Genomic DNA, 15,368 nt, shown 5'->3' with positions numbered 1-15,368 from the left:
ATCATGGTTGCGGCGCAGCGCCGACGACGAAGCTGACCGTGGTCGCGGTACTGCCGCCGATGTTGAGCGTGCCGAACCGCCGCGCCCCGTCGACCTGGTAGTCGCCGGCAGCGCCGCTGACCTGTTTGGCGGCATCGACGAGCATGCGGATTCCGCTGGCGCCCACCGGATGTCCGCCGCCGATCAGCCCGCCGCTGGGGTTGATCGGTAGCCGCCCGCCGGTTTCGATCTCGCCGTTCTCGATGGCCTTCCACGACTCCCCTGGCCCGGTCAGCCCGATGTGGTCGATGGCCAGGTACTCGCTGGGGGTGAAGCAGTCGTGCACTTCGAACCCGTCCACGTCATCGAGCGTGGCCGCGGCCCGGCCCAACGCGTCGTGGACGGCGTCGCGCACATGCGGCATCACATACGGTGATTCAGCGTCCCGGTCGAGTTTCTGCTGCAGCCCGAGGCCGACCGTGCGGTGGCCCCAGCCATCGATGCGCCCGAGTGGGCCGGCGTCGGGATGCGCGCGCAGGTAGTCGTCGGTGACCAGCACCAGACCCGCTCCGCCGTCGGTCAATTGGCTGCAGTCGTAACGACGCAGCCGACCGTCGACGCGGGGGTTCACCTCGTCGTCGCCGCCGTCGACGGAAAGGTCGGGAACACGCCAATTCCGCGTCTGCGCAAGCGGATTACGGCGGGCATTGGCGTAATTGAGGCTGGCGATCGCGCGCAGGTGCGCGTCGTCGATGCCGTAGCGGCGGTCATACTCGTCGGCCACCCGGGAGAACGCATCCGCCCACATGTTGGTGGTTCCGGGATCGTCGTGCCCGGTCCAGCCGGCGGCGGCCAGATGGGCAGCGCCGACGTCGCCGGGCACTGTCTTCTCCAGTTCCAGCCCCAGCACCAGCGCCACGTCGTAGGTCCCCGAGCGCAGGTCCGCGATAGCCGCCAGCGCCGCGACGCTGCCCGAGGCGCAGGCCGCCTCGTGCCGCGACGCCGGAACACCCCACAGCGCGTCGTTGACGGTCGCAGGCATTGCCCCGAGATGCCCTTGGGCGGCGAACAATTCACCGAACGCGTTGCCGACGTGGACGACCTCGATCGCACCGGCGTCCAGTCGCGCCGACGCCAGCGTGCCGGTGACCACCTCCCCGGCCAGGTCGGCGAACTCGCCGCCCTCCCGGGTCAGGTGGCGGGCGAAGTCGGTCTGGTAACCACCGAGGATCCACACGTCCGTCATACGGCTATGGTTCAGTTGACAGAGTCACTCTGTCAACTGTAGTTTCGCGCGATATGCGGGTAAGGCTGCTGGACACCTGGACCTCGACGCTGCCGAGCGATGACGATCATCCCTACCGGACCGGTCCGTGGCGCCCTCAGGTCAACGAGTGGTGTGCCGACGATCTCGACGTGGTAGCCGGGCAGGTGCCCGCCGACCTGGACGGCATGTACCTGCGCAACACCGAGAACCCGTTGCATCCGGCCGCCACCGCCTACCACCCGTTCGACGGCGACGGGATGATCCACATCGTCGAGTTCGGCAACGGAAAAGCCTCCTACCGCAACAAGTTTGTGCGCACCGACGGCCTGCTTGCCGAGAACGATGCCGGGGAGGCGCTGTGGGCCGGGTTCATCGAGATGCCCGCGGCCGCCAAACGCGCCGACGGATGGGGTGCTCGCACCCGCATGAAGGACGCGTCGAGCACCGACGTCGTCGTACACCGCGGCATGGCGCTGACAAGTTTCTACATGTGCGGCGATCTCTACCAGATCGACCCGCACACCGCCGACACCGTCGGCAAGGAGACCTGGCACGGCGCGTTTCCTGCCTGGGGCGTGTCCGCGCACCCCAAGGTCGACCCCGTCACCGGCGAACTGTTGTTCTTCAGCTACAGCAAGGAGGCCCCCTATCTGCGCTACGGCGTCGTCGACAAGGACGCCAACCTGGTGCACCACACCGACGTTGAACTGCCGGGTCCGCGGATGCCGCACGACATGGCGTTCACCGAGAACTACGTGATCCTCAACGACTTCCCGCTGTTCTGGGAGCCTTCGCTGCTCAAACGCGACATTCACGCACCGGTCTTTCACCCCGACCTGCCGTCGCGGTTCGCCGTGCTGCCGCGGCGGGGCGACCAGGCGCAGGTGCGCTGGTTCGAAGCCGCGCCGACCTACGCGCTGCACTTCGTCAACGCGTTCGAAGACGGCGACGAGATCGTCCTCGACGGGTTCTTCCAGGACAACCCGACACCGTCGACCGAGGGCGCTCGCTCCCTGGAGGAGGCGTCGTTCCGCTACCTGGCCCTCGACGGCTTTGAGTCCCACCTGCACCGCTGGCGCTTCAACCTGGCCACCGGCGTCACCTCCGAAGAGCGACTCAGCGACGACTTCACCGAGTTCGGCATGCTCAACGGCGATTTCCAGACCCGGCCGTATCGCTACGTCTACGCCGCCACCGGTAAGCCCGGATGGTTCCTGTTCGACGGGTTGGTCAAACACGACCTGCGCACCGGGACCGAGGAGCGATTCGCCTTCGGCGACGGTGTGTTCGGCAGCGAAACCGCGATGGCCCCGCGACCCGGCGGTGATGCCGAGGACGACGGCTACCTCGTCACGCTCACCACCGACATGAACGACGACGCGTCCTACTGCCTGGTGTTCGACGCCGCCCGCGTCGGCGACGGCCCGGTCTGCACCCTGCGGCTGCCCGAACGCATTTGCAGCGGAACGCATTCCACCTGGGTGGCCGGCGAGGAGTTGCGCCGCTGGCCCCGGCCCCAGTGACACCGTCGGAGACCGGGCCCGGCGATCTCAACGCCATAGCGCGCATGCTCGCCTTGCTCGGCGACGAGTGGACCCTGCTGATCGTGCGCGAATCTCTGTTGGGCGCACGGCGTTTCACCGACTTTGCGGCGCTGCCCATCTCCAACGCCGTGCTCACCAGCCGACTGCGCACGCTGGTCGACGACGGACTGCTGGAACGTCGTATCTACCAGACACAGCCGCCGCGCGCCGGTTACCACCCCACCGAGCCCTGCCAGGCGCTGTGGCCGGTGCTGGTGTCGATATGGCATTGGGAGCGCACCTGGGTCGACCACCATTCCCCGTCACTGCCGGACATGCGCCATCAAGAATGCGGTCACGACTTCTCCCCGGTACTGCGGTGCGGGAACTGCAGGCAGCCGGCCGGGCCCTGCGATCTCGAGGGCCGGTGGGGGCCCGGCGGCGGTTGGCGGCGCTCGGTTCCGCGGGCCGCGACGCGGCGCCGCGTGCGCGGTGACGCAGCGGCCGAAGCGGGCCTGTTCCCGCACACCATGGCGATCTTCGGAAACCGGTGGGCATCGGCCGTCGTCGGGGCGGCCTTCCTCGGGACGCGCCGGTTCAGCGACTTCCAGAGCCGACTGTCGGCACCTGCGGCGGTGGTGGCCGACCGGTTGCGGGTGTTCTGCGACATCGGCGTCCTGCAGGCGGCCGCCCATCCTCAGCGCGCCGACTGGTCCGAATACCACCTCACGCCCAAGGGGTTGGCATTCTTTCCCGTGGTGGCCACCGCAATCCACTGGGGTGAGCGCCATCTGGGCTCTGCGGACGGGCCTGCGCTGATCCTCACCCACACCGCCTGCACCGAGCCGTTGCACCCCGAGTTGGCGTGCGACCAGTGCGGGCAGGCCCTGGCCGGCAGCGCTGTCGAGGTGGTCGCGGCAGATCGCGCCGAAGACCCTGTACGGCCCGCCTAGCCGGTGAAACCCTCGCCCGATATCGAACGGTCGTGGCTGGTGAAGGTCACCGGGATCTGCTTCATACCGGCGATCTTGTCCAGTGTGGCGATCCGCTCGCGCGCGGCCGCGCCGCTCTTCTTCCTGCGTTCCCGGATGGGGTTGGACCACGGCAGCCGGTCGGCCACCCTGGCGATACCGACGTTGAGCTTGGTGAGGTTGCGGAACATCTGCACCCGGCGTTCGTAGTTGTAGCCCAGCGGCTCAAAAAGGCTGCCCGCGACCATCGCCTCAATCTGCTGGTAGCCGAATACCACGCCCGCCGGGACCAGCGCGATGCTGGCCGTGAGCTGGTTGGCGTGCCGGGCCACCAACTTCCTGGCCCAACCGGGGGAGGTTTGCGTCAGGGTCGACAGGTGCGCGGGACCGGCGATGGCGTCGACCAGTTGGGCGCGCCACGGAGACGGGTTACCGCCGCGGGCCAAGACGTAGTTCAACGACTTGATCAGCTCCAGACCGTCAGCAGAGTGCAACCGCACGGGCGCACCCCACAACCGCCCCGAGAACGACGAGTACTCGGCGAGATCCTCGAGTTCCTGTCGGGTCATCTTGCGCCCGAACGCGTGGTCCACCAGCCGGCTGAGCAGCATCCCACTGCCGAACCCCAGCAGCGACGTGACCGGAATGGGTTCGCCGAACTTGAGGTAGACGTCGTCACCCCACTTGCGGCGCAAGCCCCGGCTGGCCAGGCCGTGCATCAACCGCACCCGCACCACGTCCTGGAACGCTTCTGAGTGCCGATCGAAGATCTCGGGCAGGGTGAACTCCGCGAACACCCGCGCGGTCTCGATGAAGCGACGTGGGCCGTCGTCGGCGAACCGGCCGGTGGCACCGGTGGCGGCGGAGATGTCGCCGGTCATCGCGGTCTCGTAGAACGCCCACCCGCGAATGATCGCGGTGGCGGCCACCGTGCTCGACATCGCCAGCATCCGGCCCCGTTCGGCGGCTTCCAGGTCGAACTGGCTGGCCAGCTGGTCCAGGTGCTCGAAGAAGTCGACAAAGGACTGGGGCGGGTCCTCGACCGTGTCGATGCCCCGGGTCAGCGCCTGTTCGAAGAGCGCGCGTCCCGTTTCGTAGCCGAGGCGCTCGAACGCGTCGACCACGCCGACCATGTATTCGTCGCCCTGCCAGAAGTAGTCGTCACGCAACCGGGTGATCTCGTTGGGTTCGACCTCTTTGTCGATGTCGATCCACTCGCCGAACATGAACTCGCGCATGTACCGCCACTGGTCGGCGAAGTGGTCGCGGCCCGGCGGGATGGGCCGCAACGGCCGGTCGGGATGATCCCGTCGGTTGAAATCCACGTCGTCGAGTTCGATCTTGGGGCGCTCTCCGGTCACCGTCATGCAGCACAAACCCACTCTCCGCGGTACAGGGCACTGCCTTGGACGTTAGCTTCCGGGCCACCGAATGTGAACGCCCACCGTCCTTGACGGCGACATCAGCGACTGCGAGCATTGTGATCTTCGTCATAGGACTACTCGGTCCGACCCGGACAGAGGGGCGCAGCACCATGGCCACTAGGGAGATGTACACCGACGCACCCACCCCCGCCTCGTGGGAGGTGCCCAGTGCGGGCGACGCTCGCTTCAACTGGGAGTACCAGGACGGCCGTGCCCGGCTGCTCTCCCTGTACCAGAAGGGAAAGGACAAGCAGTGGGACGCGCAGTCCCGCATCGACTGGGCCAAGGACGTGGATCCGATGAATCCGATCGGGTTGCCCGACGAGTTCCATCCGCTGTTCGGCAGCCCGATGTGGGAGGCGGCCGACCAGACACGTCGAGCCGAGATGCGCCAGCACTCCCAAGCCTGGCAGTTCTCCCAGTTCCTGCACGGCGAACAGGGCGCGATGATCTGCGCGGCCAAGATCGTGGAGGTCGTGCCGGATGTGGACGCCAAGTTCTACGCGGCCACCCAGGCGATGGACGAGGCCCGCCACGTCGAGGCGTTCTCGCGGTTCCTGCACGAGAAGGTGGGCCTGGTCTACCCGATCAACAAGAACCTGACGGCCCTGCTGGAGGACACGCTGCGCGACTCCCGGTGGGATATGCCCTATCTCGGTATGCAGGTGCTGATCGAAGGGTTGGCGCTCGCCGCCTTCGGTGTGCAGCGAGACCTGGCGCAGCCGGACTCGACGGCCAAGCAGTTGCTGGCTTACGTCATGCAGGACGAAGCCCGACACGTCGCGTTCGGCCGAATTTCCTTGAAGGACTATTACTCTGCGCTGACCGAGGCCGAGCGCGACGAGCGGGAGGAGTTCGTCGTCGAGGCCTGCTACCTGATGCGTGACCGCCTTCGCGGCGACGAGGTCTTCGAGACCCTCGGCCTCGACGTCAAGGCATGTGCCGAGTGGGTGGAGACGGCACCGATGATGAACCAGTTCCGCGCGCATCTGTTCAGCCGAATCGTGCCGATCGTCAAGGACATCGGACTATGGGGCGACAAGGTCCAGAAGGCGTTCCGGGACATGGGTGTTCTCGAGATGGGCAGCTTCGACATCGAGACCCTGATGAAGGCCGACGAGGATCAAGCCGAGGCGCTGGACAAGGCCCACGCCGAGATGGCGATCCGGGCCGCTGAGGTCGATCAGGTGATCGCCGCCGGCGCGGGCGCTGACTAGGCGGTCGAGCCGCGCCGGGCTCGGCTCGGCGCCAGAATGCGCTGTAGGAAGGCGATCTGGTCGGAGAGCACCCGCTCATGCCAACCGGCGCCGGGATAGACGTCGAAGTGGTCGCAAGGGTAGTGATGCACCGTCGCCCGCATTCGCGTCGCCGCCGACGTGGCCGGCGCGGGAGGTGCGATCCGGTCCAGATCGCCGATCTGCACGAGGGCCGGGCAGCTGACCCGCGTCGCCCTGGTGATCGGTCGGTGTCCGGCCATGGCCAGCACCAGTCGGGCGGCGAACTCGTTGCGCCAGGTGGGCCCGGCGATCCCGACCATCCCCTCGACGGCGCCCTCGGCGCTCAGGCCGGCCACCTGACCAGGTGGGGCCACCACCGGGATGAGCACGGGCGGGCGGCCGAGCAACTTCGCCGCCACGTCGCGCACACCGAAAGCCATCATCCGCATGACGTAGCGGGGTCCGAATGTGCCAAGCATGCCGGCCACCACGGCCAGACCGTCCGTCGCGGGTGTCAGCGAGATGACCCCGGCCAGGTCCGGGTCTTCGGCCGCGACCCGGATGACGTGTCCCCCGGACAGGGATACCCCCCAGGCCACGATCCGCGCCGGGTCCACGCCCTCGAGCCGGCGTGCGTAGTCGATCACCGCGTGGTAGTCGGCGACCTGCCCGGTCAATGAGACCAATTGCCTTGGTTGGCCACTGGATTCGGCGAAGTGCCGGTAGTCGAAGGTCACCACGTCAGCTCCGGCGCCCGCCAGTGTCTCGGCGAACTCGAACAGCCCGCTGTCCTGGGTCGCGCCCAGGCCGTGCGCCATGACCACGCAGGGGCGCCCCGCTGGACCGGTCAATGCATCCGTCGTCGCGGCGAAGCGCCTCGCGGCGATGCTGGCGCCGTCGATGGGGACCTGAAGCCGGGTGGATGCCGTGGATGTCATGGTGCAGGTTCTCCGAATAGCGCTGTGTGCCATACATGTATTACCGCCGCGAGCAGCGGGCGAGCGGCCTCGGGGCCGCCGTCGGAACGGACGTGGCGGTCGAGAACCCGTTCGTTCATCGAGATCAGTGTGTGGGCTACGGCACCGGCGTCGGGAATGTCGATGGTGGGCTGGCTGGTGATGAAGTCGCCGACGAGTTGCTCATAGCGTTGCAGCCACTGGTCCCAGATCGACCGTGCCTCGGGGTCGGTGTCTCGGGCGTCGAGCATCGCGCGGAACAGGGTCCGGTGGGCGTGCCACGACTCGAAGGTCCGCGTCATCGCGTCGGTGACGGTGGCTCGCGGGTCACCGCCACCGGCCAGTGCGCCCTCGATGGTGAAGACGTCGTCGTGGAAGATCCGGGTCAGCAGTTCGGTGACGACCTCGTGCTTGCCGGCGAAATAGAAGTAGAACGCCGGGCGCTTCAGCCCCGCCGCCCGCGCCACCTCGGCGACGCTGATCTCGGCCAGCGAGTGGGTCTGTAGCAGCTCCTCGAATGCCTCGAGCAGCCGCAACCTGCTTTGGTCGCCACGCGGTTGGGGCCGGCGGGTGTTGCGTCGTGAGGTCTGCGTCGACTCAGGCGGCACCGACCACCTCGCGGGCCCTGCCGGCCAGCTGGACCGGTCCGAGCTTCTCGGCCCGCCGACGTCCGGCCGGCAACTCACGCTTGCGCATGTTGCGTTCGTAATGCCAGTAGTCGACCTGTTGGGTGTGGCGCGGTTTGTCGGCGAAGTGGCCGACGTATTTGCGTTCGTCGGCGGTGATGACGCGCCGCATCTCGGCTTCCGACGGCGGGCGGTAGGTACCGGCGAGATACGCTGCGGCAAACCGGGCCTGGCACTCGACGAACGGGAACAGCGTCGGCACCGCCTGCGCGAAACCCATGAAGAGCAGGTCCTCGATGCCCGGTTTGAGGATCCGCTTGTACAACGGGAGCCGGTTGTCCGGTGCGTCGATGAAACTCTTGTCGAAGAACGGGAACGTGATGTTGTATCCCGTCGCGTAGATGATCACGTCGGCGTCCACGGTCGAACCGTCGACGAACGTCACCGAACGTCCGTCGAGGCGTTCGATATTCGGTTTCGCGGTCGCGTCACCGGAGCCCAACCGCATGAGCAGTTCAGCCGACTGGGTGGGGTGCGCCTCGAGGAACCGATGGTTGGGTTTGGGCAGACCGTAGTTTTCCGGATCACCGATCAAGAACCGCGCGAACGGTTGTATCGCCCGGCGTTGCCATGACAGCGGCACCACGGGCAGCGTGCGTGCGACCTTGTCGGCGGTCATCCCGAAGATGTACTTCGGCACCACCCATGCGCCAGAACGGGTGGACAGGTAAACGGTGTTGCGCCAGGATTTTTGGGACAGCTCCGAAACAAGATCGGCCGCCGAGTTGCCGATCCCCACGACGACGATGCGTTTGCCGCGCAGATCAAGCGGTTCGGTGGGGTCGATGTACTGGTGGGCGTGAATGCTCTCGCCGGTGAACTCGCCGGGGAAGTCGGGTGTGCGCGGATCCCAGTGATGCCCGTTGGCGACGACAAGGACGTCATAGCGTCGCGTCTGCCCATCCTCGGTATCGAGTTCCCAGCCGCCACGGGGCAGGCGCCGGGCGTGCTTCACGCCGTTCTGGAACTGGATCCGCTTCAACAACCCGAAGGCGTCGGCGTAGTCGTCGAGATATTCCTTGATCTGGGAATGATGCGGAAAGTCCGGAAGGTCGTCGCGCATCGGGAAGTCGCGGAACGACAGGCACTCGCGCGAGGTGTCGATGTGCAGCGACCGGTAGGCGCTGGAGTGGCCGTTCGGATTGCGGAAGGCCCAGTTCCCGCCGATCCGGTCCGACGACTCGAAGCAGTCGTACTCGACCCCGGCGTCAGCGAGATTCTTGCCAGTGGTCAGGCCGCTGATGCCCGCACCGATGATCGCGACCGAAGGTGATGAAGCCATGTCCGCCTACCGTTCTGTGAAGTCCGTCACCGGCAACAGTACCCAATTTCTGACAGGTGTCAAAAATTGCGTCCCGATCGCGATGCATCGGCTCGGTCAAGGCGGCGGCGCGTCCAGCGACGTTGTCGGCCACGGCGTCTACGATTCGTGCGGCCCCAATCTCGCATCGCCCTAAGGACCAGCAGTGAGTTATACCGCCGCCGACATCACCGAGCTCGACGATGTCCAGCACACCCGCCTGCGGCCGGCGGTGAACCTGGGGCTCGACGTGCTCAACACCGCGCTGCGCGAGCTCATCGACAACGCGATCGAAGAGGTCGCCGAGCCGGGCCACGGCGGCTCGACGGTGACGATCACCCTGCACGCCGACGGTTCGGTCAGCGTCGCCGACGACGGCCGCGGCCTGCCCGTGGACACCGATGCGACGACGAAGAAGAACGGCATCGTCAAGACGCTGGGCACCGCGCGGGCCGGCGGGAAATTCTCCGCACACACCGATGCCACCAGCACCGGTGCCGGCCTGAACGGAATCGGCGCCGCGGCGGCGGTGTTCATTTCTGCGCGCACCGACGTCACGGTGCACCGTGCCGGCAAAACCTATGTGCAGAGCTTCGGCCGCGGCTATCCCGGGGTGTTCGAAGGCAAGGAGTTCGACCCGGACGCCCCGTTCACCCGCGCCGACACCCAGAAGCTGCGCGGCACCGGCAACCGCAAACCGGACCTGCACGGCACCACGGTGCGGATTCTGTTCGACCCGGCCGTCGTACCGGACAACACCGTGGACATCGGCGAGGTGCTGCTGCGCGCGCACGCCGCGGCCCGGCTCTCGCCCGGTGTGCACCTGATCGTCACCGACGAAGGCTGGCCCGGTGAGGAAGTTCCCCCGGCGCTGCTGGAGCCGTTCGACGGCCCGTGGGGCACCGACACCCTGCTGGACCTGATGTGCACGGCGGCCGGCGCCCCCACCCCCGACGTCCGCGCCGTCGTGGAGGGCCGCGGCGAGTACACCACCGGTCGGGGACCGACACCGTTTCGTTGGTCGCTCACCGCCGGCCCGGCCGAACCCGCGACCGTCGCCGCCTTCTGCAACACGGTGCGGACCCCCGGCGGCGGGTCGCACCTGACCGCGGCCATGAAGGGCCTTTCGGAGGCGCTGGCCGACCGGGCCTCCCGGATCCGCGACCTGGGCCTGGCCAAGGGCGAAGAGGGCCCCGAGCCGCAGGACTTCGCGGCCGTCACCGCGCTGGCCGTGGACACCCGCGCCCCCGACGTGTCGTGGGACTCGCAGGCCAAGACCGCGGTGTCGTCGCGGTCGTTGAACGTGGCGATGGCCCCGGATGTGGCACGCAGCGTCACCATCTGGGCGGCCAACCCCGCCAACGGTGACGCGGTGTCGTTGTGGACCAAGCTGGCGCTCGAGTCGGCCCGGGCGCGGCGCAGCGCCGAGGGGGCAAAGGCGCGGTCCCGGGCTGCCTCGAAGGCCAAGGGGCTGGGCACGAACCTGTCGCTGCCACCCAAGCTGCTGCCCAGCCGGGAGACCGGCCGGGGCTCGGGGGCCGAACTGTTCCTGTGCGAGGGTGATTCGGCGCTGGGCACCATCAAGGCCGCGCGCGACGCCACCTTCCAGGCCGCGTACCCGCTGAAGGGTAAGCCGCCCAACGTCTATGGGTTCGCCCTGAGCAAGGCGCGGGCCAAAGAGGAGTTCGATGCGATCGAACGCATCCTGGGGTGCGGCGTGCGAGAGAGTTGTGACCCCGAGTTGTGCCGGTACGACCGGATCCTGTTCGCCTCCGACGCCGACCCCGACGGCGGCAACATCAACTCCAGCCTGATCTCGATGTTCCTCGACTTCTACCGCCCGCTGGTCGAGGCCGGGATGGTGTACGTGACGCTGCCGCCGCTGTTCGTCGTCAAGGACGCCACGCAGCGGGTCTACTGTCAGGACGAGTCTGAGCGCGACGCGGCGGTCGCCAAGATGAAGGCGGCCTCCAATCGCAGGGTCGAGGTACAGCGCAACAAGGGTCTCGGCGAGATGGACGCCGACGACTTCTGGAATACCGTGCTGGATCCGCAGCGCCGCACGGTCATTCGAGTCCATCCCGATGACGGTGAGACGCAGTTGCACCACACGTTGTTCGGCGGACCGCCCGAAGGCAGGCGCACGTGGATGGCTGAGATCGCCGCCCGCGTCGACACCGCCTCGCTGGATTTGACGTAGGAGTACGACGTGACCGCCGTAATCGAGCAGAACCCCGAGCTGGTCCTCGACCAGAGCGCCGACGACTACTGGAACCGCTACCAGTTGACCTTTGCGCTCTACAGTGTCAGTGACCGTGCCATCCCGTCGGCGTATGACGGACTCAAGCCGGGTCAGCGCCGCCTGCTCTACCAGATGCACGACTCGAAACTGCTGCCCGGCAACAAACCGCAGAAGTCGTCGAAGGTCTGCTCGGCCGTCACCGGCAACCTGCACCCGCACGGCGGGGCGTCGATGTACGGGGCAGCGGCGCTGATGGCCGCCGACTTCCAGCGCGTGAAAGTCATTGACGGCCAAGGTGCTTTCCCGCGCATCCAGGGTGATATTCCCGCCGCGGACCGGTACACCGAGATGCGGCTGTCCGCGGCCGGCGCCGCGCTGACCGCCGAACTCGACAGCCACGCCGTGCCGATGACGGCGACCTTCGACGGCGAATGGACCGAACCCACGGTGCTGCCCGCCCAGTGGCCGGTGCTGCTGTGCAACGGTGCGGTGGGAATCGCCGAGGGATGGGCGACCAAGGTACCGGCCCACAACCCGCGCGAAATCATGGCGGCGTGCCGGGCGCTGCTGAAAACCCCGAACATGACCGACGACCGCCTGGTCAAACTCGTTCCCGGCCCGGACTGGGGCTGCGGTGCGACGGTGGTCGGCGAGGCCGGCCTGCGCGAGTACATCACCACCGGGCGCGGCCAGTTCACGGTGCGCGGCACGGTAACCGTCGACGGCAAGAACTGCATCATCACCGAGCTACCGCCCGGTGTCGCGAGTAACACTGTGCAGGACCGCATCCGGGCCCTGGTGGAGTCCGGTGAAATGGCCGGCGTCGCCGATATGTCGGATCTGACCGACCGCCGCAACGGGCTGCGGATCGTCGTCACCGCCAAACGCGGCCACGACGCCGAGAAGATCCGCGAGCAGCTGTTGGCGCTGACGCCGCTGGAGTCGACGTTCGCCGCCAGCCTGGTGGCCCTCGACGAGAACCGGGTGCCACGGTGGTGGTCGGTACGCGAACTGATCAAAGCGTTTCTGTCACTGCGTGATTCGGTCGTATTGCATCGCAGCGAGTACCGCCTGGAGAAGGTGACCGCGCGACGGCATCTGGTGGCCGGCCTGATGACCATCCACCTCGACATCGACGCCGCCGTGGCGGTGATCCGTGGGTCCGACACCGTCGACGAAGCACGCCAGGGGCTACAGGACCGGTTCAAGATCGATGCCGTTCAAGCCGACTACGTGCTGGCGCTGCAGCTGCGCAGGCTGACCAAACTCGATGTCATCGAACTGCAGGCCGAGGCCGAGAAGCTGGACGAGGAGTTCGCTCAACTCACTGAACTGGTGTCGAACCCGGATTCACGCCGGGCGGTCATCGACAAGGAGTTGGTGGAAACGGCGAAGCTGTTCAAGGCCCCAGAGTTCGACCGCCGCACCGTGTTGGACTTCGAGGCCACCCCCATCAGTTCCGGCGCCGCCGAAGACGGGCCCCGTGAGCGCAAGGTCAACGCGTCCTGGCGGCTCGACGATCGCGGCGTGTTCTCCGACAGCCACGGCGAGCTGCTCACCTCCGGTCTGGGGTGGGCGGTGTGGGCCGATGGCCGGGTGAAGTTCACCACCGGCGGCGGCCTGCCGTACAAGATCCGCGACATCCCGGTCGCACCGGACATCACCGGGTTGCTGTGCTCGGGCGTGCTGCCCGAGGGTTTCCATCTGGCGCTGGTGACCCGACGCGGCAAGATCCTGCGCATCGACCCGGCCGCGGTGAACCCGCAGGGCGCGGCGGGCAACGGCGTGGCCGGGGTGAAGCTCGCGGCCGGCGACCCGGCGGACACCGTGATCGCCGCGCTGCCGCTGTCGTGCGGCAACGACGAGGCGATCCTGTCGGTCTCCGAAAAGGGGTGGAAGGTCACCGAAGTGCCCGACATTCCGGTCAAGGGCCGCGGGGGCGCCGGAGTCGGATTCCATCCGTTCGTGCGGGGCGAGGACGCGCTAGTGTCGGCGACGGTCTCCCCGACCGGGTTCGTGCGGGGCAAGCGCCGGGTGCCTGCCGAGAAACGCGCGAAGGCCTCGACCAAAGGGTCGGGTTCGAATGTGACGCCGGCCGGTTAGCCCAGCCCTCTCGTCAACGCTGTCGTCGGCGCGGTGCCCAGCGGTCGGGATCGTCCTCGAGGGTGCTGCGATCCCAGTCGGCGCGTTCGGCGGCGGCCTCGTAGGTGGCTTGCAGAAAGGTGAGAAGCGTCTCGCCGGGGTCGTCCGCGGCCCGGACAACCTCGTAAGGAAGCAGGAATTCCCCTTCGGCGCGCCCGTAATAGGCCTGCCGCGGTTCGACGTCGGCATCGGCGAAGCCGTCGGGCTCCGGGTAGGCGTAGGAGTAGAAGGCGCCCTCCTCGCCCCCGCCAGGCCAGAATCCGCAACTGCTCAGTTCCCGTGAGTAGCCCTCGACCATCACCCAGTCGCCGACGTTCGGGGCGCCACCGGGGTGGGTCGGCGCCCGGCGGCCCGAGAATCTCGTGTACGCCAGGTCCATCGCGCCCCAGAAGAAGTGCACGGGGCTGGCCTTGCCGACGAACCGGGAACGGAATTCGCCCAGAACCCGATCGGCCTGCAGCAACTGCCGCCAGAACAAGTGCACGGCCTGCGCGTCGTAGGACGCGTGAACGTGGTCCTCGGCGAACGGGATCGCCGGTGCGACCTCGTTGGGGTGCGGCTGGATGTGTGCGTCGATACCCAACTCCTGCAAGGCGTCGAGGGTGCGCGCGTGAAACTCGGCCACCGACATGGCCTGCAGTTCGATGTAGCGGGTGGCACCGGTGGTGGTGCGGATCAGCAGCCGGTGCTCGACGAAATCGAACTCGATGTCGAAACCGCCTGACATGTACGGGATTAACGACGTGGTCAGGCCGCGCGCGCTGACATACGACGTCACCTGCCACCAGTGATTCAGCAGCGGAGCGAACCCCAGTCGGATCTTCCCGATGATCTGCAACCACATGTGCAGCGTCTCGCGTGTGTCGGTCCAGTCCTCGACCCGCAGGCGGGGCCAGCCATCCATGTCGGACTGAGGTGCGGCCACGGTTACTCCCTGGGATCGACGGGTGACCTGTCCATCTTCGAGCCGCGGGCGCACCGGCCGCAGCCAAACGGAGCCATCGGCCGCGCCGACCGTTGTCCGGCACCCACATCGGCGTCTTCGCCGTCTGTGCCGGGTTCGGTGTCGCGGAGCTGTAAAGCCCGGCGCGACCGTATAATTCGTGCCGAGAAAGAACCGATCATCTCGGCCGACGCGTCGGGACCCATCGGGTCGGTCTAAGACCCCACCGGGCTTCCGCCGTACCACGCGTGTCCGCCCTGTGCACCATCCAGCACTGCGCGAGGACTCGCCCGTCGCCGCGGCGGTACAGCCGGTCGGGATGTAGAGGTCGTACCTGCGGGTCCCGGCGGGCTCGGTGTGCACCAGGTGACAGATCTTCCCGGCGGGTGCAGCAGCCGCCAGTGCTTCGGACATGCCTGCGGTGCGTGTTTGACGTCGACCGGTCGGTTGGCGCCAACGCATGCTCGGGGTTCACGTCGTCGCCGATGGTCGCCAGCCCGAGCACGCGCAGGTCGATCGTCTGCCCCGCATCCCGCAGCTTCTCGAGGTCACGACGGTTCAGGTGCTGGGTGCCCAGCACCGGCGTTCGGCGTGCCACGGTGTCGTGGCCGGCGTCCGCGAGGCTGTCGAGCTGCCGTCGGGTCTTGCGCCAGGCCCTCCCACTGGCCGAACGCGCAACGAAACGACCACAAACCGGCATCGCCCGCGCGTCGAAAGG

General features: G+C 67.6%; 12 protein-coding genes. 5 read left to right on the top strand and 7 right to left on the bottom strand.

Features of this window, described 5'->3' with window-relative positions:
* Position 1: 1 nt before the first annotated feature.
* Positions 2–1,225 (bottom strand): acetyl-CoA acetyltransferase, encoded by a 1,224-nt coding sequence (locus K3U96_RS00365; RefSeq protein ID WP_069403387.1) that lies wholly within the window; start codon positions 1,223–1,225, stop codon positions 2–4.
* A 53-nt stretch (positions 1,226–1,278) separates the two neighbouring features.
* Between K3U96_RS00365 and K3U96_RS00360 the strand changes: the two genes are divergently transcribed.
* Together K3U96_RS00360 and K3U96_RS00355 are read left to right on the top strand one after the other, a co-directional pair.
* The gene (locus tag K3U96_RS00360; RefSeq protein ID WP_220691707.1) at positions 1,279–2,769 is read left to right on the top strand and encodes a carotenoid oxygenase family protein; all 1,491 of its coding nucleotides are present in this window, start codon (positions 1,279–1,281) and stop codon (positions 2,767–2,769) included.
* 44 nt (positions 2,770–2,813) lie between these two features.
* Positions 2,814–3,722: a winged helix-turn-helix transcriptional regulator gene (locus tag K3U96_RS00355; protein WP_220691706.1), complete on the top strand. Its 909-nt coding sequence runs from the start codon at positions 2,814–2,816 to the stop codon at positions 3,720–3,722.
* Here K3U96_RS00355 and K3U96_RS00350 read toward each other — a convergent pair.
* Positions 3,719–5,107, bottom strand: a complete 1,389-nt coding sequence (locus K3U96_RS00350; RefSeq protein ID WP_220691705.1) for an oxygenase MpaB family protein — start codon at positions 5,105–5,107, stop codon at positions 3,719–3,721. The two genes, K3U96_RS00355 and K3U96_RS00350, sit on opposite strands and share 4 nt — an antisense overlap.
* Positions 5,108–5,274: 167 nt before the next feature.
* On the opposite strand from K3U96_RS00350, the gene K3U96_RS00345 reads away from it, so the two are divergent.
* Positions 5,275–6,381 (top strand): ferritin-like domain-containing protein, encoded by a 1,107-nt coding sequence (locus K3U96_RS00345; RefSeq protein WP_069403390.1) that lies wholly within the window; start codon positions 5,275–5,277, stop codon positions 6,379–6,381.
* Here K3U96_RS00345 and K3U96_RS00340 read toward each other — a convergent pair.
* The 3 genes from K3U96_RS00340 to K3U96_RS00330 are packed head-to-tail and all read right to left on the bottom strand — an operon-like array spanning position 6,378 to position 9,305.
* On the bottom strand, positions 6,378–7,319 hold the full coding sequence (locus K3U96_RS00340) for an alpha/beta hydrolase (protein ID WP_220691704.1): 942 nt from the start codon (positions 7,317–7,319) through the stop codon (positions 6,378–6,380). The genes K3U96_RS00345 and K3U96_RS00340 overlap by 4 nt on opposite strands.
* Positions 7,316–7,945 carry a TetR/AcrR family transcriptional regulator gene (locus tag K3U96_RS00335; RefSeq protein ID WP_069403392.1) on the bottom strand — a complete coding sequence of 210 codons (630 nt, stop codon included), beginning with the start codon at positions 7,943–7,945 and terminating at the stop codon, positions 7,316–7,318. The genes K3U96_RS00340 and K3U96_RS00335 overlap by 4 nt, the downstream gene beginning before the upstream one ends.
* The gene (locus K3U96_RS00330; RefSeq protein WP_220691703.1) at positions 7,935–9,305 is read right to left on the bottom strand and encodes a flavin-containing monooxygenase; all 1,371 of its coding nucleotides are present in this window, start codon (positions 9,303–9,305) and stop codon (positions 7,935–7,937) included. The genes K3U96_RS00335 and K3U96_RS00330 overlap by 11 nt, the downstream gene beginning before the upstream one ends.
* A 184-nt stretch (positions 9,306–9,489) precedes the next feature.
* Here K3U96_RS00330 and K3U96_RS00325 point away from each other — a divergent pair, with 184 nt between their 5' ends.
* Positions 9,490–11,523, top strand: a complete 2,034-nt coding sequence (locus tag K3U96_RS00325; protein ID WP_220691702.1) for a toprim domain-containing protein — start codon at positions 9,490–9,492, stop codon at positions 11,521–11,523.
* Positions 11,524–11,532: 9 nt separating this feature from the next.
* On the top strand, positions 11,533–13,668 hold the full coding sequence (locus K3U96_RS00320; RefSeq protein WP_069405197.1) for a DNA gyrase subunit A: 2,136 nt from the start codon (positions 11,533–11,535) through the stop codon (positions 13,666–13,668).
* A 13-nt stretch (positions 13,669–13,681) separates the two neighbouring features.
* On the opposite strand, the gene K3U96_RS00315 is transcribed toward K3U96_RS00320, so the two are convergent.
* Both K3U96_RS00315 and K3U96_RS27120 read right to left on the bottom strand, forming a co-directional pair.
* Positions 13,682–14,611, bottom strand: a complete 930-nt coding sequence (locus tag K3U96_RS00315) for a DUF5996 family protein (RefSeq protein ID WP_220693336.1) — start codon at positions 14,609–14,611, stop codon at positions 13,682–13,684.
* 217 nt (positions 14,612–14,828) lie between these two features.
* Positions 14,829–15,350, bottom strand: a complete 522-nt coding sequence (locus K3U96_RS27120) for a ribbon-helix-helix domain-containing protein (RefSeq protein ID WP_220691701.1) — start codon at positions 15,348–15,350, stop codon at positions 14,829–14,831.
* Between the last annotated feature and the right edge of the window lie 18 nt (positions 15,351–15,368).

This window comes from Mycolicibacterium holsaticum DSM 44478 = JCM 12374, assembly GCF_019645835.1.
GTDB lineage: Bacteria > Actinomycetota > Actinomycetes > Mycobacteriales > Mycobacteriaceae > Mycobacterium > Mycobacterium holsaticum.
The sequence above is the reverse complement of the archived record's forward strand: the minus strand, read 5'-3'. Positions and strand labels throughout refer to the sequence as shown.